This is a genomic window from Aminipila luticellarii (genome assembly GCF_004103735.1).
In the GTDB taxonomy this organism is placed as follows: domain Bacteria; phylum Bacillota; class Clostridia; order Peptostreptococcales; family Anaerovoracaceae; genus Aminipila; species Aminipila luticellarii.
In genome coordinates, this window is sequence record NZ_CP035281.1 from 1,850,724 (window position 1) to 1,872,607 (window position 21,884).

General features: G+C 43.4%; 16 protein-coding genes. 2 read left to right on the forward strand and 14 right to left on the reverse strand.

Annotation, left to right across the window (positions count from 1 at the left end):
* Positions 1-42 precede the first annotated feature (42 nt).
* A complete protein-coding gene (locus tag EQM06_RS08580) occupies positions 43-972 on the reverse strand; it encodes a glycyl-radical enzyme activating protein (RefSeq protein ID WP_128745926.1) in 930 nt (309 codons plus the stop codon).
* A gap of 578 nt (positions 973-1,550) precedes the next feature.
* Here EQM06_RS08580 and EQM06_RS08585 point away from each other — a divergent pair.
* Together EQM06_RS08585 and EQM06_RS08590 are read left to right on the forward strand one after the other, a co-directional pair.
* Positions 1,551-2,558, forward strand: a complete 1,008-nt coding sequence (locus tag EQM06_RS08585; protein WP_128745928.1) for a proline racemase family protein — start codon at positions 1,551-1,553, stop codon at positions 2,556-2,558.
* Between the two features lie 127 nt (positions 2,559-2,685).
* Entirely contained in the window at positions 2,686-4,452 is a 1,767-nt protein-coding gene (locus EQM06_RS08590; RefSeq protein ID WP_128745930.1) for a sigma-54 interaction domain-containing protein, read from the forward strand.
* 88 nt (positions 4,453-4,540) lie between these two features.
* Here EQM06_RS08590 and EQM06_RS08595 read toward each other — a convergent pair whose 3' ends face one another.
* The 13 genes from EQM06_RS08595 to EQM06_RS08655 form a co-directional block, all read right to left on the reverse strand.
* On the reverse strand, positions 4,541-5,458 hold the full coding sequence (locus EQM06_RS08595) for a glycyl-radical enzyme activating protein (protein ID WP_128745932.1): 918 nt from the start codon (positions 5,456-5,458) through the stop codon (positions 4,541-4,543).
* Between the two features lie 4 nt (positions 5,459-5,462).
* Entirely contained in the window at positions 5,463-7,835 is a 2,373-nt protein-coding gene (locus EQM06_RS08600) for a glycyl radical protein (protein ID WP_128745934.1), read from the reverse strand.
* Between the two features lie 130 nt (positions 7,836-7,965).
* Entirely contained in the window at positions 7,966-8,847 is an 882-nt protein-coding gene (locus EQM06_RS08605; protein ID WP_128745936.1) for a LysR family transcriptional regulator, read from the reverse strand.
* Between the two features lie 71 nt (positions 8,848-8,918).
* Complete coding sequence (locus tag EQM06_RS08610) at positions 8,919-9,647, reverse strand: FadR/GntR family transcriptional regulator (protein ID WP_164914405.1); 729 nt, start codon at positions 9,645-9,647, stop codon at positions 8,919-8,921.
* 97 nt (positions 9,648-9,744) lie between these two features.
* A complete protein-coding gene (locus tag EQM06_RS08615) occupies positions 9,745-10,680 on the reverse strand; it encodes a DMT family transporter (protein WP_128745940.1) in 936 nt (311 codons plus the stop codon).
* Positions 10,681-10,721: 41 nt separating this feature from the next.
* Positions 10,722-11,519 (reverse strand): pyrroline-5-carboxylate reductase, encoded by a 798-nt coding sequence (proC, locus tag EQM06_RS08620; RefSeq protein ID WP_128745942.1) that lies wholly within the window; start codon positions 11,517-11,519, stop codon positions 10,722-10,724.
* A gap of 10 nt (positions 11,520-11,529) precedes the next feature.
* Positions 11,530-13,287 carry a cobalamin B12-binding domain-containing protein gene (locus tag EQM06_RS08625; RefSeq protein WP_128745944.1) on the reverse strand — a complete coding sequence of 586 codons (1,758 nt, stop codon included), beginning with the start codon at positions 13,285-13,287 and terminating at the stop codon, positions 11,530-11,532.
* A gap of 15 nt (positions 13,288-13,302) precedes the next feature.
* Positions 13,303-14,694 (reverse strand): glutamate mutase L, encoded by a 1,392-nt coding sequence (locus EQM06_RS08630; protein WP_128745946.1) that lies wholly within the window; start codon positions 14,692-14,694, stop codon positions 13,303-13,305.
* A 38-nt stretch (positions 14,695-14,732) separates the two neighbouring features.
* Complete coding sequence (locus tag EQM06_RS08635; RefSeq protein ID WP_128745948.1) at positions 14,733-16,160, reverse strand: sodium-dependent transporter; 1,428 nt, start codon at positions 16,158-16,160, stop codon at positions 14,733-14,735.
* A gap of 18 nt (positions 16,161-16,178) precedes the next feature.
* Complete coding sequence (locus tag EQM06_RS08640) at positions 16,179-17,936, reverse strand: cobalamin B12-binding domain-containing protein (protein ID WP_128745950.1); 1,758 nt, start codon at positions 17,934-17,936, stop codon at positions 16,179-16,181.
* Positions 17,937-17,948: 12 nt separating this feature from the next.
* A complete protein-coding gene (locus EQM06_RS08645) occupies positions 17,949-19,334 on the reverse strand; it encodes a glutamate mutase L (RefSeq protein WP_128745952.1) in 1,386 nt (461 codons plus the stop codon).
* Positions 19,335-19,629: 295 nt separating this feature from the next.
* Positions 19,630-20,298, reverse strand: a complete 669-nt coding sequence (locus tag EQM06_RS08650; RefSeq protein ID WP_128745953.1) for a hypothetical protein — start codon at positions 20,296-20,298, stop codon at positions 19,630-19,632.
* 76 nt (positions 20,299-20,374) lie between these two features.
* Complete coding sequence (locus EQM06_RS08655) at positions 20,375-21,883, reverse strand: carboxylesterase/lipase family protein (RefSeq protein WP_128745955.1); 1,509 nt, start codon at positions 21,881-21,883, stop codon at positions 20,375-20,377.
* Between the last annotated feature and the right edge of the window lies 1 nt (position 21,884).

A 21,884-nucleotide genomic window follows, 5' to 3' on the forward strand; every position in this document is an offset into this window, starting at 1 on the left:
GTATCGGCTCCTTCCTTTCTGCCTGAGCATATGGAAAGGCTCTTACTTCACTATTATTTTTTGATTATCTTTTGTGTAAAAACATGTTTGATCAGAGTCTTTAAAAACATGGTTCGCGCACTTGACCAATTCTCTCATCTCTTCGTCTTCCGGAGGTTCAACACCCTCCAGCGGATATTCCCGCCCCAAAGCATAGTACTTATTTTTTCCAAACTCATGGTACGGCAGAAGTTCATAGTCCTTGATCTCAGGTATGGTTGTCAAAAATTCTGCAATACCGATAATGTTTTCCTTGGAATTGTTATAGCCCGGTACGACAGGGGTCCTAATGGTGACAGGAATGCCGAACTTTGCAATCCGCCGGATATTTTCCAGAATCAACTCATTTCCGCTGCCGGTCAGCTCCTTATGTTTATCAGAATCAATATGTTTAATATCGAGGAACATACTGTTTATATACGGTAAGGCAGTTTTGAACTGATCGTAGTACCCCCAGCCGCAGCTTTCAACTGCCACATCAATTCCTCTCTCGTGGCAGACCTTTGCAATCTCCGTCAGATATTCCGGATGGGTCAAGGGTTCTCCTCCAGAAAACGTAACGCCGCCGCCCTTGATGGAATAAAACACACGATCCTTTTCAATCTCTTTATAAAGTTCCTCAATCTCATAATCTTTTCCAATGGGATACTTTGACGCTGCATAACAGCGGTCTGTACACCTAAAGCAATTCGTACAAAGGTCCCTGTTTATTCGAAATCCATCTGCCTGTGGGGCAATCGCATGTTGAGGACAGACCTTGACACAAGCCCCGCATCCGATACACTTGCCCTGGGACTCCATGATTTCAGGTCCATATGCTTGAGATTCTGGATTGGCGCACCATGGACATCGCAATGGACATCCCTTAAAAAATACCAGTGTCCTTAATCCATGCCCATCGTGAATCGAACATTTCTGAATATTAAAAATCATTACGTATACCTCCAAAGGTTGGGTAAGATTAAATACCTATCGTATTTAAATTTGTAGCTGTAGCAATATCTTGCAACAATAAAAAGCAAAACACATGCCAACTTTATTTCTAAAAAATAAATAAAATATAGGATGAAACTGGATATAAATGTAAAAAACAAATGAATTTTGCTCTTTTACTTTACATTTATTTCCAAAACATAGGGAGAAAAAGCAGACTTATTAAGAATTTTCGCAGCAGATGTGTCTTATTTGATACACATATACTATGCTCCGCATTCCTTTAGGGGTCAAACGCTTTGGAAATACACAAATTTCAATAATTATTAAAATAAAAGAAAAAAGGGTAGAATAAATGTGACAAAAATGATACATTAAAATAAAGAATTTGTATCAAAAATGCTACAGTTTCATTTATTTTTTATACAGTTTTCATAAAAAGGCTTATAAATACGTAGATTTCAGATTGGTTCAATTTTTGCATTAGTATTTATGTAGTCTTATTGTTATATAAAGGTGCTTGCTTAAAAGCACGTCTTATTTAATTGTCAGAACGAAATAAAAAATGGAGGATCGAAATGAAAGCAAGAAAGATGTTCAGAACAATCGAAACACATACCTTAGGGCACCCTACGCGCAACGTTGTAAGCGGTTTTCGCCACATCCCCGGGAAAACCATGGCTGAAAAATTTACTTATATGAAGGAAAATGAGGATTGGTTCCGCAAAGTACTGGCGTATGAACCTCGTGGCAGCGAGATCATGTCCTGCACGTTGATCACAGAGCCGTGCACACCGGGAACCGATGTAGGGGTCTTATATTTTGAAGCAAGCTGCTGGCTGCCTATGTGCGGTCACGATACCATGGGCGTTGCCGTAGCTTTGATTGAAGCCGGTCTGGTAGATGTAAAGGAACCGATGACCACAATCAAATTGGATACGGCTGCAGGGGTGATTACGGTGGAAGCCCGAGTAGAAAACGGTACGGTGGAAGAAGTCTCTTTCCTAAATGCACCGGCACTGGTTCTGAACCGCAATGTGGAAGTGGATACAAGGGATTTTGGAAAGCTGACTCTGGATATTTCCTGGGGAGGCAATGTGTATGCCATTCTCCCTGCGGACAGGATCGGCCTGACCATTGAACCCCATAACAGCAGCAAGCTGGTCGAAGCGGCGCAATCCATTGCACGGGATATAAACAGTCAAGTGACCATCCGCCATCCGGAGCTTCCCTTTGTGAACTGCGTGACTCATGTGGAGTTCTCAGGTCCGCCGAAAAATCCGGAGGCAGACATTCAAAACTGTGTGGTCGCCCTGCCTAAGGTGGTAGACCGTTCTCCCTGCGGCACCGGCACCTCTGCTAAAGCGGCTCTGCTCTTTGAAGAAGGCAAGCTAAAGGCAGGAGACAGTTTTGTTCATGAAAGTATCATCGGCTCTCTTTTTAAGTGTGAAGTGGTGGAGGAAACGACGGTGGGAAGAATCCGGGCTGTTTATCCAAAGATAACGGGTAATGCCTGTATCATGGGCTTTGCGACTTGGATTCTGGATCCAAAAGATCCTTTTCCTGAAGGATTCTTGCTGGACTAGGTATTTTATCCGCCTTCCTTTAGGACGTTCTTCTATTGAAAATTTTTCTTTTTTACGATATGATAAAAATCAAATATATCCGAAAAACAGGAACCTGCAGAATAAATGGAAGTGAGGAGCGTATTCAATGGCAGACATACAGCAATTTATAAATGAAATCAGGGAAGTGTCCTCTCGCAGTAGCCGGCGTAAAATCACAGGAAAAAACGCCCTGGTAAAGGATTTGTTTGAGTTCGTTTTTAAACGGGCAAATCTAAAGTATGACCTGCTGGTCTTATGTACGAAAAAGGGGCTGCTCCTCGATTGCTTTTCTCCGGAGCTGGATCGTGATCTTTCCGGTTACACCATTTCCCCTGATGTTTTCTACGCTCAGCAAGAGCATTTTATATTCAACGACAGCTTAGAAGAGTTCCTTCTTATTTCGTCCCTTCCGGAAGAGTTTGCACCGCTTGCCAACCAACTGCAGAGCAATCTGAAAATGCTGCTTGGAATATACGATGTCAACAAAGGCCGGGAACAATATTTGTTAGATTGTTTAGATGCTGTAGAAAACGCCATTTGTATCTATGATAAGGATGCGAATTTACTTTATGCGAACAAGGCCCACTGTGAAAATCTTCACATATTTGATAAAGAGGCCGCCATTGGCATGAACATTTTGGATATAACAAAGCAATCCGGAATAAAAATCCATGCTACCAAAAACGGCTCTGACAGTTTAAAAATGATGGATGTATTAAAAAGCGGCAAAAAGACCTTAGATTGGGAGGTCATGATTGAATCCCAAACCTTTACCAACAAAGCCCAGTTCGTTTCGAACAATATGTATCCTATCAAAAATAAAAGCGGCCAAGTGGAGGGAATGGTAGAAATCGCTTACTCCCATCAGCTGAGCTTAAATAAAACAAAGAAAATTATGGGGTTAACGGCGGAGTACACCTTTGATTCCATCGTCGGCTCCAGCCCTGCCATCACAGAAAAAATTCAGCAGGCAAAGGAATATGCAAGCAGCCCCTACAATTTACTTATCGTAGGGGAAAGCGGTGTGGGAAAGGAACTGTTCGCACAGTCTATTCACAATTACAGCGAAAGAAGACAAGAACCCTTTGTGGCATTAAACTGCGCCAGCTTTCCTGAAAACCTCATAGAGAGTGAATTATTTGGTTATGTGGGCGGTGCGTTTACGGGCGCGTCTAAGACCGGACAGATCGGTAAATTTGAATTAGCCGACGGAGGTACTCTGTTCTTAGATGAAATTGGTGAACTGCCCTATCATTTTCAATCCAAGCTTCTCCGAGTTCTCGAAACCCGCAAGATCACAAGAATCGGCAGTTCCAATGAAACTCCGGTCAATGTACGGGTCGTCGCGGCAACCAATCGGGATTTAGAACAGATGATATCGGAAGGCCTGTTCCGGCAGGATCTATACTATCGTTTGCAAGTATTGAACATTGACATTCCTCCTTTGAGAAAACGCCGTGAAGATTTATTATTACTAACGGAAACCTTTTTAAAAGAGGCCGCCGATGCCAATGGAGACGAACCAAAGGTCTTAGACTCCGATGCACAAAAATGCTTGATGGAATATGAATGGCCGGGCAATGTCCGGGAACTTCGAAATGTGATCCATCGAATCACGCTGCTGTCCAAAATAAATGTGGTGTCCAAGGATATCCTTGAGGCAGCGATATATTCCAAGGGCTACCGGTTAAAACCTGAAAGCAATGAAACACCGGAAGTGAGATTAAATAAGCGGCGGATGGATGTAGATCATTCCTATGCCAATCTCATAAATGAAGCGCTTGAAATCACCAAAGGAAATAAAAAGCAGGCTGCGGATCTCCTTGGGGTATCGCGAAAGACCTTTTATCGAATGATCGAAAAATACTGTTAAATCCAACAAAAGCACCAGACTTTTTATAGGCCGGTGCTTTTTGTTTTATATGCAAAAGCTAGAACTTTTAAGGCTGTTCCCTTTTGTATTACAAGGAAAGCATAATGTGCACCTGAGTTGGTCTGTCACCAATAATGTCGGCTGCCTGCCCTGCGAGAGCCTCCATATGCTCCTGAGTCGGCACTTCCATTTCAGATAAGGTATACTCTCGCCCCAGTTGTGCATACTTGCTTTCTCCAAGATTGTGATATTGCAGCAATTCTAATGCGGATATGGAAAGCTCCGCTGTGTAATCCGCCGTCTTTCTTATATTCTCAGCGCTGTCATTCAGCCCCGGAATGACCGGGATCCGTACGATGATATTGGAATGCCGCTTAGAAAGAGCAGCCAGATTATCCAAAATTGCTTGGTTGGATACACCTGTAAGCTTTTTATGCTCCCTATCGTCCATGTGCTTTACATCAAAAAATATCAGATCCGAATATTCCAAAGCCTCCAACAGCTTCCGGGTGTCGGCCATGCCCGTTGTCTCGATTGCCGTATGGATTCCGCCGCTTTTGCATCGTTTAAGCATTTCAATCAGAAAATCCGCCTGCATAAACGGCTCTCCGCCGGAAAAGGTCACGCCGCCCCCTGAGGAATCATAAAAGGTTTTATCCTTGACAATCTCCTGATACAGCTCTTCTGCACTGTAGCTCTGCCCGATTAATTGTTTTGCATTGGTACAGCATTCCTTCACGCATATCAGGCATTGATCGCATCGGGAACGATCCACAATAGAATACGTATTCCCTTTCTCTATGATTTGCTTCGGGCATACCTCCGCACAATATCCGCATTTCATGCATCGATTGGCAAAGCTGGCGATTTCCAGCTCCATACGTTGACTTTCGGGATTAGAGCACCACAGACAACGTAACGGGCATCCTTTTAAGAATACCGTTGAGCGAATACCCGGACCGTCATGAATCGACATTTTTTGAACATTAAATACGATTCCCTCCATATTTTCATCCGCAGCAGCTTACATTGGTATGTGCAGTCCTTCCTATGATATTGTTCTGTACTTCTCGGTCCAACTCGATAAAGTAAGCCGAATATCCGGCAACTCTTACCAGCAGATTGCGGTACTCCTCCGGATTCCTCTGGGCGTCCTTTAAGGTCTCTGCATCGACCACATTGATCTGAACATGTTCTCCGTCCAGGGCAAAGTAGGAAGTAATACAGTCTTTCAGAATCTCTTCGCCTTTTTCGCCTTTGACCACACTTGGACTAAATTTCATATTCAGCAGGGAGCCGTTGTTAATATCAGTCTGGTCAATGGATGCCACCGATTTAAAGGTTGCAGTCGGACTGACGGTATCCCTGCCGACCATCGGAGATGCGTTATCGGAAACAGCCTCCCCGGCCAGTCTGCCGTCCGGAGTGGCTCCGATACATTTCCCTTGAAGTACGTTGAAGGAGGTAGACAGAATCGAGTTCTCATACGTTCCGCCCCGGCTGTCGCGATACTTGACCATTTCCTGATTGTAAGCGCGAATCATACGGTTGGCATAGGCGTCCACTTCTTCCACATCGTTTCCATATTTCGGTACTTTGTTTAAAATAATCTGACGCAATCGCTCATTGCCTTCATAGTTGTTAAGCAGCACCTCATTAAAGGCTTTAGCATTTAAAAGTTTCTCCTTAAAGACCACATAATCTATTGCCTCCAAACAATCCGCTCCATTTGCCATGGCTACTAAGAATACGCCGGAAGAATTATATAATGCGCCGCCTTCTTCCAAAGATTTTCCTCTGCTGATGCAATCCGTTACAAGGGCGGAAGCATATCCTTTCGGCACATAGATCGCATGCATGGCACATACCTTTGTGTAGCTTTCACACATGATTTTAACAAAATGCTGAATTTGCTGGTGAAGTGCATTTTCAAAATCTTTAATACCGACGAAAGTATTCGGATCTCCTGTTTTTAATCCCATCTCGCATTTAGCAACAGGGTCCCATCCATTATTCATGACCAGTTCAATGCACTTTGCTGCATTTACATATCCTACATTCGGACGTCCATCGGATTTTCCCTGTACATAAGGCTCTACACAGCCATGAACAGTCCAATCTCTGGAATCCTCCACTGTCGCGCCCTTATTTTGAATTAATCTGGTAACCAGATCATCATTATAGAAGGCCGGTATAGAGTATCCGTCTTGAACGTAGGAAAGAGCCAGCTTCATCAGGTCATCCGGCGTATTTTTATTCACACGTAAAGCCATCGTCGGCTGAACGGTTTTTACGAGATCCCAGGCGCGCAGTACTGCATAAGTCAATTCATTGGTCGCGTCCGTACCATCCTTTTTCAATCCGCCGATTGCCATCTGCTGCCACATAGGATATGCGGCGAAAGCACGGGAGTCAAAGCTGTCCCTAACTTTGAGTACTTCCGTACATTTAATATACAGAGCGGCCAACAGTTCCTCTGCGTCTTCCGCCGGCATATCTCCCTCAAGAACCGATTTTTTATAATACTTATACAGATTCTGATCTAAACGTGCAATAGCAATGGAATGCCCGTTATCCTCAATTTGTATGGTCATCTGTAAAAACCATACGAACTGTAGTGCTTCCCAGAAATCTCTTGGTTCATTCTCCGGAACATGGGAACATACATCTGCTATTTTTAACAATTCTGCTTTTCTTGCTTTATCCGTTTCTGTCTCAGCCTGCTCTGCAGCCTTTCTTGCATATGTATGGGCAAATCGAATGACTGCTTCACAGGAAATAATATTTGCATTCCAAAAATCTACTTTTTTCATATCTTCCGGTGTATGTACGGTTGTATTTTTGATCATCTCTTTGGACCGGTCTATTAATCCTCTTAACCCTAACGGCAGTATTCTTGGATAGTCCGGAGAGATATGGCCCATACCGGTGGTTCTCGCTCCGACGGATAATACGCCGCACTCCTGCGCCTTTAATACATAGTCGTCAAGAACCCTGGTGGACTGAACGTCAAAGGTATTTTCGCCCCACTTTTCAAGGATTGCGACTAATTCTTTTTTATCCTCCGGGTCCACAACAATCGGATCCGTGCCGCGTACCGGGAACAAATCCATCTCATCAAGAACCCATTTTGCGCCGAATTCCGGGAAAACAGAAATGCCACGAACTCGCTGGGTGAGACTTCCTACCAGGAGTTCCTCGGGCTGCATATTGGGCTTCATGTGATCCAATATATAAGCAAAAGCATACGCCCTGCGGAGCACCGGCGGATAATTGGAATAAATATCATAGGCCTCTGTCACTAATCGGGCCCGTTCTGCGTCCAACTGCGGTTTCGTTTCCTTCATCCTCAGATTCATTCGATCTAACCTTTTTCTGTCCATAAAAATAGCTCCTTTCTTTTTTCGTACGATTTTATATCTGAATCATACTATAGAAAGAAGCTCTTTGAAAAGCGACTAAATAACATGGCGGCTGTGACAAATCGGAAAGGAAATACCGTAAACATGTATCCTATAACATATTGTCTTTTGCATATTGAATAAATTTTTTTGCTGCCGGAGAAATTCGTTCCTTGGTGCGAACCGCTATACCGATCTCTCTCGTTTCTTGTATATCCAGCGGGCGATAAATCACATCATAGGAATCCACTGCATATTTTGCTATCAGCTCCGGAAGGATCGTAACAAAACCATTTTGTTCTACAACGCGTATGGTCGTAAAATCTGAATTAGTCGTAAAGACTGGATGTATCTCTCCATGAACATGCTTCATCCAACAATAGGTGTCCGGATCTTCTCCCTCATGAGACCGAAATAATACAACATTCTCTTCAAACAGCTCATCGATAGGAATGATTTGCTTTTCACCCAGCGGGTGATTTTTCGGCAGCAATGCCACAAAGGGATCTTGTTTGATGCTGGTCCAATCAAAATGAAACGGAGCCTGCTTGCTGAAAATTCCCAGATCAATAAATCCCTGATTTAACCATTGCTCCAATAAATTGATGTTATTATCTTCTATGACCTCCACCTGTATTCCCGGAAATCGTTGGTGGAAGGCTCGCAAAATACCCGGCATCCACACATAGGCTGCTGTAGGAAAGCTTCCGATGCGAACCATCCCGGTCTCAACGCCGCGTATGCTTGAAAACTCCTCCTCTAGGGTGCCTTTATCCTTGATCAGCTGCCGAACAAGGGGAAGCATCCTTTTTCCCTCAGCTGTCAGGGAGATTCCCTTATTATTCCGAACAATAAGCGGAAATCCGATTTCATTTTCCATACTGTTCATCATCTTAGAGATGCCCGATTGTGTATAGCCAAATTCTTCACAGACCTTACTGTAACTGCCGCGGTCTGCTATACTCAGAAAAATTTCATATTTTATAAGATCCAACTGCTTTTCCTCCTAACTAAAATCCATTCCAATTAAAAGGGCTGTCTGCATTTGAAATCAGGCTGCTTTCTCTAGTTCTTACTGGTTTTGAACTGTAATTCGTAAATGTCATAGCTTAAATGATCATAGGCGATATTTTTTGCCTTTTCTGCTTCATGATTTTTGATGGCATGAAACAGTTCCCTATGCTGTTGCAGGGATTCTTTCCTGAACGCACTGGTGTCCGTGCTCCGCGAATAAATGTTTTCTATTATTTGCTGATTAAAAATATCATAATAAGCCGTTAAAGCACTTGTAATCAGGTTATTGTTCGCCAGACTTCTAATGTAGGCATGGAATTCGTAATTTTTTACTAAAAGCTCTCTCCAGTTGTCCGCAACCTCTTCACACTCGTTCATTAAGGCTTCGAGCCTTGTTATTCCTTCTTCATCAATATTCTTTGCCGCAAGGAACACCGCTTCGGGTTCTAAAGCGCAGACAAATTCTATCAGCTCACGGTTATCAGCCAGCTCTAAGCTCGCCATAAAATTTCCCTGTTTTGCAATATCTTCTCTGCATTTTATATAAGTCCCATGCTTTGTCCGGCGTATAAAGCCCTGGGTATCAAGAATCTTATACGCCTCTCTCAAGGTACTGCGGCTGACATTCAATTTTTTGCAAAACTCGTTTTCATTGGGAAATACGAATCCATCATCCAGTTCTCTGGAGACGATCATTTCCTTTATTTTATCCGCTAAAAAGTCTGATTGTGTTTTAATTTCATTAATCACTAATTTATCAAATAGTTTTTCCTTTTCCATACGTACCTCTCTTTTTATTCCCATCTATTATATAACATACAGCTATATATAATCAATGGAAAGCACGAAGAATTCATTTTGCAGTACGCAGTCTTAGCTAATCTATATCTGCCTTTTGATTCTTATTAACAATGATGATTCCTATACTTACAAAGAAAAGAGCACTAACGGTAGTCGCCGTAATGGCATTTTCACCGAGAAAAATAGCTGACATCAAGACTCCAAAAACAGGAATACTGAATCCAAATATACTGATTTTGCCTATGGGATTATATTTTAATAAATTGGCCCACAGACAGAAAGTAATAGTAGAAATCAAGGACAAATATAGCAGCAGCAGAGAGGAAACAAAAGTAAATCCACCCACATGCCCCCCTGTCATGCCTCCGATCAGGATCAGAACCGCACCTCCAAATAGGAGCTGGTACGCCGTGATGGCATTTGGCGTTTCTTTGTCCGAAATCTTCTTGAGGGTTACGGAACTGATTCCATACGAAATAGAGCATAGCAATATCAGACCCTCGCCCATAAAGCTGAAACCGTCTGCCAAACCCTCCCCGTTAAGATTTACAACGATTACGCCGGTAAACCCTATCATGCACCCAAGAACTTCTTTTAACGACATCTTCTCGTTTTTTGTCATAAAATGAGCGGCAATGATGGAGAAAAAGGCATTGGATCCATTGATAACCGAGCCCTTCGCCCCTGTTGTATTGGAAAGTCCTATATAAAAGCAGACATATTGTATGGTCGTCTGAAGTATTCCCTGCATGAATATGGACGGAATGGAGGAGGTTTTTATTGTGACAAGCTTTTTTTCAAGCACGCTGACGATAAAAAGCGTCAGCATTCCGGCAAGAAAAAAACGGTATCCGGCAAAGAGTATCTGGCTTCCCGTATCTTCGATATGAAAAAGGATAAACCCCTTCTTTATTGCGGGGAATGCACTTCCCCACAGGCAGCAAGTCAATAAAGCCAGAAGCACAATGGCGGCTGGCTGTGTAAAAATATTCTTATTATCAGGTCTATTCATGTCATGCATCAACTTTCTTTTCTCTAAAGGTGTTTTTAAATTTATAATGCCTTTGCTTTTTTTACCGCCTTGTCTACAGACGTCATGATTGCTGAATCAAACCCTTCTTCTTGAAGCGATTTAAAGCCTTCAATCGTGACTCCTCCCGCAGAGCACATTTCATTCACTCTGGACGAAGGATCCTCTCCGGTCATCTGTAAAAGCTTTGCAACACCCAGCATATTTTCAAGGACCATATTGCGTGCATCACTGCGGCTGAAGCCTTCATACACCCCGGCATTAATAAAAGCATCCGCCATTTTGTAGAGCCACATGGGACCGGAACAGCTGAAAGCCGTAAAGGTATCAAACATGTCTTCATTTATGTACATGGTTTTACCCAAGGCATTCACAACACTTGTAACAAGTTCTTTTTCTTCCGGGCTGACTTTATCATTCAGACATACCGCACTGAATCCATTTCCGGATAAGCTGAGCGTATTCGGCATGACCCTCGCAATCTTTTTATCTCTTCCTATCTGGTTTGCAAGGGTACTGATAGTCACTCCCGCCGCAATGGATATAACGATGGTATCCTGGTTTATCAAAGGGGCAATGGTGCTTGCCACACTGGATACATGCAACGGAAGTACCGCTATGATCACCATATCGGCTGCTTGAATGGCATCCTCCGCCTCAGTAACGGCTGTAATGCCATAAGTCTTTGTCAGATACTCACAGCGTGCCGCCAAAAGCTCGCTTACTGTTATATTTTTTTCAGATACGCCGTCTTTAATCAGCCCTTTTATCATACCTTCTGCCATGTTTCCGCCACCACAGAATACTATCTTCTTGTTCATTTTTCCTCCTCTACCTGCTGCTGTAAGCTGCTACCGTAGCTATAATCGTATCAATATTATTGTCGGCATTTACTCCCATCTTCACCAGTTTATCCGTCACATCAATCGGGACGTCACTTCCATCCATTGCTTCGTTCAAGCGTCCTCCCATCAAAATGTGTGTATCCTTAAGACCGGAGACTTCAAGATCCTGTATAAGATCCTTTGCAAAGCTGTAAGCCATCCCGTTATAGGTGCTCATGCATACGATATTGCTTCCCGTTTCGATAAGGGTATCTGCAATTTCACTGATTGAAACAGAGGTTCCCAAATCAAATACGTTGGCACCTGCCTTTCTTAAATAGTTTCGGATGACTTCTTTTCCAAATTCATGTACATCTGTGGAACCCAGAACCACATTCACTCCGGAAAGGGGTTCCGCCCCTTCGAAGTTCTGTTTTGCCAGAGCATCCTCTTGAATCTTATCAATGGTCTGAACGATACTTGTCGGTCTGACAGGAACTCTGCCTCTCATGGCATCCTTTTCCTTTCGGCCTGCACCAAAAGCTATTTCAAGCTGTTCCGGCCCGATTGCCTTAAGCACCGATACGACTTCCCCTGCATGCTCAATATCAACACCAAGAGAATCCAGCGCATTGACCACTCGTTCAAAGAACACATTTGCCCCGGTGACGAGAACCTCCGCATCCGAATTTACCTTATCCCAGTCAATGTATCTTGCATAGTATGGTGCCTTTTCAATGATCATATCCATGGTAAGGTGTGCTTCTATGATTTCTTTTGGTTCCGGAATCCGGATCGCCTCCGTAAAAGGTACCGGAGCAACGGCATATCCGGTGGGATAGGTCAGCTGGCATGCCACATCAGGCAGTGCATAGGAGCAAAGAGCCGCGTAGTTTCTCGGCATGCTGAAACCGTAATCGATGGTATTGCCATTTACAAAGGTGCCCGGTGTATGATACTTATCGATCATGCTTAAAGCTCTGTTAAACACAATTCTCAGGAAAGAGTCGCTGAACAAATTACCGTAGCAATGAGCCAGCCTTCCCCCCAGCAGCTCTTCCGCAACATACCTCTCCAGCTTAGCCCAGCCCAAAAGGTTTGCCACATCATGGAACTGCGCACCATACCCGTCGTCCAGATTGCAATGTATGCAGACGTTCTGTTCCTGAAACTCCCCCATGACCGCCATGGCTTTAATGTAATCCTCCGTACGATAAGCTTCCATTTCAAGTCCGGGATATTCATAAGTGAAATACTGGGCAAGGTTGCCGATAGAGGTAACCCCTGCATTGAGGGCATTCACTACATTTTCAACCCCATTCAAAGAACCGATCATGTGATCCCCCAAGTGCGGATGTACAGGAACCACCTGCCCGATCTTCTTCCATTCTTCCATCGTATTTAAAATCAAGCTTCCGCTGGCCTGAAATTTATGTCTATATTGCTCAGGGACACCCATGATCCAATCGCAGCAGATGCCGAAACGGTCGATAGAGGAACCTGCTTCTTTCAATCCATTATATACCTTTTTTATTCCTTCTTCCGTAACAGACCATGAATTCCATCCGATGACCGAATGCTTCATGATTTTTCCGGACTTCATCATCTTTCTTTTATATTCAATTTCAGATTTTACGCCGTGCTTCTTCATAAACAGCGTCTCACCGATTGTAATGCCCGATGCGATTTTTTTGGCATCGGACTTAATCGTTTTCATGTCTGGTAATTCTTTTTCGTTAAATCTTCTTTTTATTTGAATATTCATCTAAGTGCTCTCCTCTTATTTCAATCTGAGACTCTTCTTCATGATCGCTAACGCCGCATTTTCATCATAGCTCCTCAAAAGTCCTGCCGCAAAGAACACGTAGTCCTTGTCTATCATGACATGAACGTCTTCCGGAAGCAATATGTTTCCTTTCTCAGATGCACCTATTTTCACATTTTCCAATATATCGGCGGCCTCTTCTCGTTGACTGTTTACCAGTATACCACCGGTTCCGATTACAGTCTTTATTTCTAAGAGATTTTTACCGCGCTGCACCAGCCGGTATCCGTCATAAAATTCCTTTTTTACAGTACCCGCATGCCGTCTGGCAGAAATGTGTACTACACTGCATGCAAGCTCATGATCAATAATCTTCTCAAAATCCGTATCCGCAATATACGCTCTTGAAGATATACGTTTTTGAACGGCCTGTTCCATCACCTTTTGAGACACCTTGCATTTCATTGCAAATCGTTCTTTTCCAACCTCTTTCAGGAGACAGACGGAGGATTCCCGCATCCCCATATCCCCTTCTACCGTTCTTTTGGCAAAGGGTTCAGGCGAGCCAATTTGTTTGGCACCCTCATAGCTTCTGTTTTCCGCAAAGGAATAGATATCCGTAGTCGCTCCGCCAATATCTGCCATCATGTACGGCCCGATTCCGGCCTCACGCTCCGTTCCATTACAGAGCAGCTCTCCGGCGGACAGCACGGATGCCGGTGTCGGTATAATCGGCCCGTCTACCATTTCCCTCACGACACCAACACCTTTCATGTTGGTTATCCGGTTCATAAACAAATTTCTAATAATACTAATCGTGGACTCCATATTCAGAATCCCCACATTGGGAATGATGTTTTCAGCCGTGAAGCATTCCATTCCCCTGCTGCTGAACATCCTCCTCACTTCTCCTGAAATATGAGAATTCCCTGCATATATAACAGGAATGTTCAGCTTAGCGCTGCTCAGAGCTTCTGCGTTACGAAGAATATGTCTTCGATTTCCTTCTTCATATCCGCCGCACAGGAGCAGAATTTCCGCCCCGGATTCCTTTATATTTTCCATATCTTCTTCAGAAATCAAACCAGATGTCGTATATACGATTTTACCACCTGCGCCAAAGCTGGCATTTCTGCCAGCTTCGATGCTCAGTGATTGTGTAAGCCCCGATACTGCCATTCTAAGACCGCCTGCAGCACTGCTTGTGGAAAGCTTGAGGGCAGATTTAAAATTTTCTTCTCCGATTGCGTGCTTTGCCGCTTCAAAACAACGGCAAAGTCCTATACCGGCATCTGTATGTACCGTAGATGGAAATTTATCGGACAAGACCACCTGCTGCTGAACTAAATTCACACAGACGACTTTTGTATATGTACTTCCAAAATCCAATAGAATTGCGTATTTCAAGACCTTCCTCTTTTCATTCTTCTACCATCATTACCTCATTAGAACAAGGTTAAAATAGAAGTAACTGTGAAGTATCCTAAAGCGATTACTACACCATACTTGTATAAGTAGTCCACTGCCGGTCCCCACTTAATTTCTGAACTAGGAAGATACCATTCCTCTCTGACTTTCTTTGCGCCGACCTTCCAGGCTAAGATGAGAGCCAGGAAGAAGGCGGTAGCGGTATATCCAATGTTACCGATCAGATTATCAAAGAGGGCAAAGAAGGAGTCATTGGTAACACACGGGAACGCAATAATTGCAGCAAGTATGAAGCAAACAATGGTCGCCTTTTTTCGCGTCATACCAAAGCCTTCCTTATCCATAAAGCCGGCTGTTGCAATTTCAACCTGATTAAAGGAGGATGAAATCCCGGCAAAGAACAGGGCAATGAAGAACAAAATCATGAAGAATGCTCCACCAGGCATGGAGGCAAATACTTTAGGTAAGGCAACGAACATGATACCTTTTCCCATTAACGGATCCAATCCAAATGCCACGACTGCCGGAATAATAACAAAGCCTGACAGTAAGCAGATGAAGAGCTGCACCACATTTACTGTGATGAAATCCATTGTGATGTCTTGATTTTTATCTACAAATCTGCCATATACCAACAGGCATCCCGGCCCAAGACCTACTGCAAATAAAGCCATCCCCGCTGCTTGCGCCCACATCTCAGGGTTTAAAAGCTGTGCCCAATCCGGTTTTACGTAGTATTCAATACCCTCTGCGATTCCCGGGATCATACATACACGAACCACAAGAATCACCAAGATAACAAACAGGGACGGAATCATCCATTTGCAGACCTTTTCGATTCCATTTTGAATCCCTCGGACACCGACGACCGCTGCCAGAAGGAGAACGGCTAATACGAGCAAATAAATAACGATTCTGCTATCATTGGTCGTTTCAAACACAGCCTCCGCATTTGCCGCATAGTCCAGTCCCTTAAAGCTTTTAAAGAAATATAAAATAACAAGTGCCATTATTGCAGGATAGTAAGACCACACACCTAAGGAAACAAGACTCATCGCCCAGCCGAGGATCTTGCCCGGCAGACCGGCAGCATCTGTACCGCATCCAACAGTCCCTTTTCTGAAATGTCTTCCATAGGAGATTTCAGCCCATCCGGCTGGGATTACAATGAAAACACAAATAAGTATAAAGGCAAGTACGAATGCTCCGCCTCCCCACTTAGCACACATCATTGGGAAGCGCCACATTGCCCCAACACCGACAGCCATGCCGATTGTGGATAAAATGAATCCCATTCTTGATCCGAAGCCTTCCGTTTGATTATCTTCCAGTCCGGCTGCTTCAGTCTGTCCTTTCTTGGATAATGATTTGTTAACGAAATAAATACTTCCGCCACCAAATACTACTGCATATATTACTAGCATGACGATTGTAATTCCTGACATAGTTTGCTCCTTTCTCCTTTATGAGAGTTTTAGAACCCCTACCAAATAACTTATAATTTTGTCGATATCATTATCGACATTTATTCCCATGGCTTCTAATTTGTCTGCGACGTCAACAGGCAAATCACTTCCATCCATCGGCTCATTCAGTCTGCCTCCCATTACAACAGGCACATTTATATTCAGTTCTTTAAACTTCCTGGACATTTCACTGGCAAAGCTATAGGCAATCCCGTTATAGGTACTGATCAGCACCGCCTTGCTTTCTGTTTCGATAATGGTATCCGCAAGCTCTTCCACCGCCACCGTTGCACCGAGGTCGAAAACCTCCGCACCGGCTTTTACCAGTACATTTTTGCTGATTTCTTTACCGAATTCATGAACATCCGTAGAAGCCACAATGACATTCACTCCGCTTAACGGTTTTTTGTTCAAGCCGGAAATACCACTCATAATTTTAGCCTGCTGCTTGGCAATTTCCTGCACGATAGAGGTAGGTCTTACAGGGACTCTGCCTCTCATGGCCTCCGAATCCTTCTTCCCTACGCCAAAGCAAGTCTCCAGCTGCGTTACTCCGATAGCTTTAAGGGCTGCCAATACTTCTCCCGGATGGGTAATATCGATATTCTGATCGTCTAATCCGTTCAGGACTCTTTCAAAGAAAATATTACCGCAAGCCACCAGAATATCTGCTTCTGCCTCTATTTTTTGTACATCTATATAATCCTTGTAGTAAGCGGCAGCCTCTATAGCCATATCTACCGTATGGTGCGCATCAATGATTTCGTCCACTGCCGGAATTCTTATGGCTTCCGTAACAGGAATCGGTGTAATGGCGTGCCCGCTCGGACATATCATCTGGCCAATGGCATCTGCCATCGCATAAGAGGTTACGGCTGCATAGTTTTTAGGCATATTGTAGGTGAAATCAATGGTATTTCCATAGATCATCGTGCCCGGTGTATGATACGTATTGATTTTTCCCATAGCGCTGTTAAAGACAATTCTCACCATCGGGTCGTTAAATAAATTACCAAAGCAGTGAGACATTCTGGCTCCCAAAAGCTCTTCACAAATGTATCGTTCCAGTTTTGCATACCCCACCAGGTTCGCCAAGTCATGGAACTGTGCGCCAAAACCGTCGTCCAGATTGGAGTGGATAATCGTGCCTTTATCTCTCAGCTTTGCCATCAGTCCGATTGCTTTGACCATATCTATGGTCCTGTACTCTTCCATATCCAGGCCCGGATATTCGTATGTATAATAATGAGATATATTTCCAATCGTTGTGACCCCTGCTTTTAAACCCAAGATGGTATTATTTAAGGAGTTCAAAGAACCGATCATGTGGTCGCCTAAATGGGGCTGAATGGGTTCCACCTGACCGAGGCGCGCCCATTCCTCTTCATTTTTCAGGATCAAGCCCGAACCGGCCTGCAGCTTGCTCTTGTATTCTTCGGGTACGCCCATTACCCAATCCATGCAAGCACCGTAGCGGTCAATGTAGGAACCGGATTCGTTCAATTCAGCATAAATTCTCCGAATCCCCTCTTCCTGCTTCTGCCAGGAATTCCAACCTATTGCAGAATGCTTCATGATCTTTTTTTCTTTCATCATCTTTTCTTTATATTCTTTTTCTGATGAAACACCATGTTCCTCCATAAACAAGGTCTTACCAATGGTAACATCCTTAGCTATGTTATATACGTCCTGGTTTAAAGTTCCCATATCAGGCAAGTCTTTAATGTTAAATTTCCACTTGAATTTTAAGTCCATCACAACCTCCTACTATTCACAACGTCTGATGCTTTTCATCATGATTTCAAAAGCAATATCTTCATCGATTTCTTTCAGCAGCCCTGCTGAAAACAGAACATATTCCGTATCTAAATATATATTAACTTTCTCTGGCAGTAAGGCATCCTCATCCCTGCTGTTTTTTTCTGCCGACTGTAAAATTTCTATGGGGTGTTGATTATGTACCAATATCCCACCGGTTCCAATGACCGTAGAAACCTCCGTGAGGTTTTTTCCCGATTGAATATTCTGACATTTTTTACTATATGAGGGTGATATTGTTCCCGCATGTCGCCTTGTTGCCACATAAACCGCTGTTTTTGCAATCCTATCATCTATTCTTGCCTCCATTTCACTGTCGGGCAGATAATCGATATGCTGCGTTCTGGTTCTAATGGAGCTTCTTAGCAGGTCTTCTGCTATTTGCAGCTCTTCTGCGGCTGCGCTTAAATAGCTTTCCTTCATGACGCCGCTTGAAGACTCCCGCATGCCTAAATCGCCTTCTACTGTACGCTTTCCAAAAGGCTCTTCACAGCCTATCACTTTCGCCCCTTGGTAGCTTTTGTTTTCGTTAAAGGAATAGACGTCTGTTGTTGCACCGCCTACATCTATGATTAACAAAGGGCCAAGCCCTTCCTGACTTCCAGTGCCCCTGTTTAACAGCTCGCCTGCCGCCAATACTGCAACCGGTGTTGGAACTAATGGATTGTTAAATTCCTTCTTGACCACGTTGAATCCCTTCATGTCCGTTATATGGTCTAAAAATAAATTTCTTATGACGTTTTGAGTGGGCTTCACGTTGAGCATTCCCAGCTTTGGTATAATATTTTCTATAATGAAGCATTGTTTTTTGTGGGTTTCCATTATTCTGCGTATCTCTTTATCTAAAACAGAATTACCGGAATATATAATGGGGACATTCACCTTGGACTGGGCAAGCATATTGGCGTTCTCCCATACCAGAGACGTGTTGCCATGTTCATAGCCTCCGCATAGAAGTATAATTTCCGTATCGCTTTTCTCTAATTCTGTCAGCTCTTTTTCGGTTAATAAGCCGCTGTAATTGGCAATGATCTTTGCACCGGCGGAAAGGGCAGCAGACCCTCCGGCAAGGGTGCTTAAGGAATTGGTCAATCCGATAACGGACATTCGTAGCCCTCCGGCCGCACTGGAGGACGCTAATTTTAACGCATTTTCAAACTCTTTCTCGCTGATGACTGTTTTCGCCAGCTCAAAGCAGTGTTCTAACCCGATCGATGCATCCGTCCCAACGCTGGAAGGGACTTTTCCGCTTAATAATATTTTCCTCTTTTCCACATCTATTACAACAATTTTGGTAAAGGTACTGCCAAAATCCACTGTAATTACATGCCGCATATTATTACCTCCTCATCACGATAAAGATACAGTCTACCATCCTAGTGCCTGAGAATTCTTAATTTTCTTTTATTATAGTTTTTGTTATACCCGTTGTCAAGTTGTATTTGTTGTATGACATCAATTTTTTTATTATAAGAAAAATATAGATAACAACTTTAATCTTTTCCTAAATAAAAGGATAGAAAAATAGCGTCAATCCTAGCAAAAGATCGACGCTATCAAATTTTTTATTTCTATTTTGTGAAGCAAAATCCCAAGCCCTGAGAGTTATGGCATAGGCTGCTGTTCCATTTCATTCAGCTTCGGAACGAAGGCCGCCCTTTTTCGAGACAGCTACTAAAATCCCCAGTACTATGGATAAAAATGCTGAGGCCAGTACCCGGTATTGTTCCGGAAGCAAGAATACAATGGTGTGACAAGGGATCCAGACGAACGGGCAAGTCTTAAGCCATGAAAAACCAACCATCGTATGCCAATCCACTTTATCTACTAAGTCTGTAAGACTGCGTTGTCCGCCCTTTTCTTCGTATCTTAAGTCGATGATTAAATCGCCGAACTTATGATAAATATACATCATGGGCCCGAAGGTCACATTCATGATTGTACTGGCGAAAAATGCCTGGGCTATTTTCGATCCGGCAAACGGAAGTTTTCCTGCTGTCTGTGCAGCCGCTGTACCGCCTGAAAAAACAGTAAATAAAAGGGCAATGGCCATACCTATGACTCCCCATAGTATTGCTCTAAAAACAAGACCTTTGGGTATAATCCACCTGCCTTTCAAAATTCTTACGCCAAGCAAGTCTCCCATAGTGGCAAGTATGCTGAATTTCAAAAACCCGCCGGCATACGGATGTAGCTCCGTACCGGATAAAAAAATAGTACGTGAAAACGGTACGGCTAAGATGAATATCCAAATGAGCAGTACCCCTCCCCATACAAAATCGCCTTTTTTATTATTCATTTATAAAGACCGCCTTTCCCGATAAAAATACCACCTGATACTACTCCTTTCGTATCAGATGGTAATGAAGGAGAAACTATTTTACAAGACTGTTTTCAAATGCCGGTCGCAGCATTTTTACATTCTCATCATTTAAATGATGGTGCATTTTCCATTCCTTATCATTAATTTCCATGATAGCATGTACTTCCGGAGTGAACTTGTCCCAAGCAGCCGGCACCTTACCGCCGTTAGGATTTCCTGTTGCCGCAAAATTTACCCACGCAGCCTGTGCTTCAACGGATAGGTGTTCCGGCGGATTCTCTCCTGTGAAGCTGAGTCCGCTTTCAGAATCCAGATTTCCCGTTACAAACGGAACCTCTATGGCATGGCAGGAATCCAACTTTGGAATGGTGGATTTATAGGTAAAGAAATACATGTACGTATCATTATATTTAGACTGATACTCCGCCATTAACTCGGTGCCCACACGGAAATCCATCTGTGTCATAAACTCCAGATACCGTTCGCCGGGATCCATATCCGGATTCTTTTGCTTAAATTCCTCTGCATATTGATCCACATCAAGCTTTCCGTCGAACATAATCGGAATGACGCATTTATGAAAAACCGGCATTTCGTTAGCCAGATCATCATAATACAGGGACCAGTAATTATATTCATTTTTCGTCGTTCCTGTCATAAACTTGATATCTTTGGCCGCACCGTCCTTTAAAGCCTTAAATGGCTGAGCAGGCATAAATTCGCCGTCACAGGTCGGGGCAAACATTAATTCTATGTCATAATAATACTTTTCACGCAGCTGTTCGTACACCACATTCAGTTCTTCAACGCTCTTTGCCGCCATCTCTGCCATGGAGCTGCATCCGTTCATTTCCATAAAATCTTTTGCTATCATGGCGGAATGCTCCGGTGTGCTGTATAAGCTTATAGGGCCGCTTTCCGCAATAGCTTTATGGAACAATCCTTTTGCTGCCGGCGTTACGGATAACAGGCATACACTTCCCGAACCGGCTGATTCTCCAAAAAGTGTAACATTATTTTTATCGCCCCCAAATAATTCGATGTTTTCCTGAACCCACTTTAAGGCCGCCACCTGGTCAAGAATCCCGCAATATCCAGATTCCTTATAGGTTGGATCTATGGAAGCAAAATTCATAAAGCCGTAAAAATTAATTCTGTAATTTATAGAGACGATTACCACATCATTATTCATAGCCAGCTTTTCACCGTCATAAAGAGGATCCGAAGACCCGCCGGAATAATATCCGCCCCCATGAATATATACCATGACAGGCTGATTCCTTTTTTCCATATCCTTTACCCATACGTTGAGAGTCAGGCAGTCTTCTCCTTTTTCACGTACGGATGCCAGTTCCCACTGGTCATAATGCTGCATTGCCGATAATCCGTATTCCGTTACAGAAATTGTCTTATCTGAATAATCCAGTTTTTCAGGTGCTCTCCAGCGTCCTTCCCCTACCGGCGGTTTTGCATATGGAATTCCTAAAAACGAATTGACCTTGTTCTCAGATAGGAAACCTTCCAGCTTTGCATATTTTGTTTCTATCGTTACATTGTTCATA

Coding starts and splice junctions, on each gene's coding strand:
- EQM06_RS08580 (WP_128745926.1), bottom strand. CDS start 972: ATGATTTTTAATATTCAGAAATGTTCGATTCACGATGGGCATGGATTA.
- EQM06_RS08585 (WP_128745928.1), top strand. CDS start 1,551: ATGAAAGCAAGAAAGATGTTCAGAACAATCGAAACACATACCTTAGGG.
- EQM06_RS08590 (WP_128745930.1), top strand. CDS start 2,686: ATGGCAGACATACAGCAATTTATAAATGAAATCAGGGAAGTGTCCTCT.
- EQM06_RS08595 (WP_128745932.1), bottom strand. CDS start 5,458: ATGGAGGGAATCGTATTTAATGTTCAAAAAATGTCGATTCATGACGGT.
- EQM06_RS08600 (WP_128745934.1), bottom strand. CDS start 7,835: ATGGACAGAAAAAGGTTAGATCGAATGAATCTGAGGATGAAGGAAACG.
- EQM06_RS08610 (WP_164914405.1), bottom strand. CDS start 9,647: ATGGAAAAGGAAAAACTATTTGATAAATTAGTGATTAATGAAATTAAA.
- EQM06_RS08615 (WP_128745940.1), bottom strand. CDS start 10,680: ATGAATAGACCTGATAATAAGAATATTTTTACACAGCCAGCCGCCATT.
- proC (WP_128745942.1), bottom strand. CDS start 11,519: ATGAACAAGAAGATAGTATTCTGTGGTGGCGGAAACATGGCAGAAGGT.
- EQM06_RS08625 (WP_128745944.1), bottom strand. CDS start 13,287: ATGAATATTCAAATAAAAAGAAGATTTAACGAAAAAGAATTACCAGAC.
- EQM06_RS08635 (WP_128745948.1), bottom strand. CDS start 16,160: ATGTCAGGAATTACAATCGTCATGCTAGTAATATATGCAGTAGTATTT.
- EQM06_RS08640 (WP_128745950.1), bottom strand. CDS start 17,936: ATGGACTTAAAATTCAAGTGGAAATTTAACATTAAAGACTTGCCTGAT.
- EQM06_RS08645 (WP_128745952.1), bottom strand. CDS start 19,334: ATGCGGCATGTAATTACAGTGGATTTTGGCAGTACCTTTACCAAAATT.
- EQM06_RS08650 (WP_128745953.1), bottom strand. CDS start 20,298: ATGAATAATAAAAAAGGCGATTTTGTATGGGGAGGGGTACTGCTCATT.
- EQM06_RS08655 (WP_128745955.1), bottom strand. CDS start 21,883: ATGAACAATGTAACGATAGAAACAAAATATGCAAAGCTGGAAGGTTTC.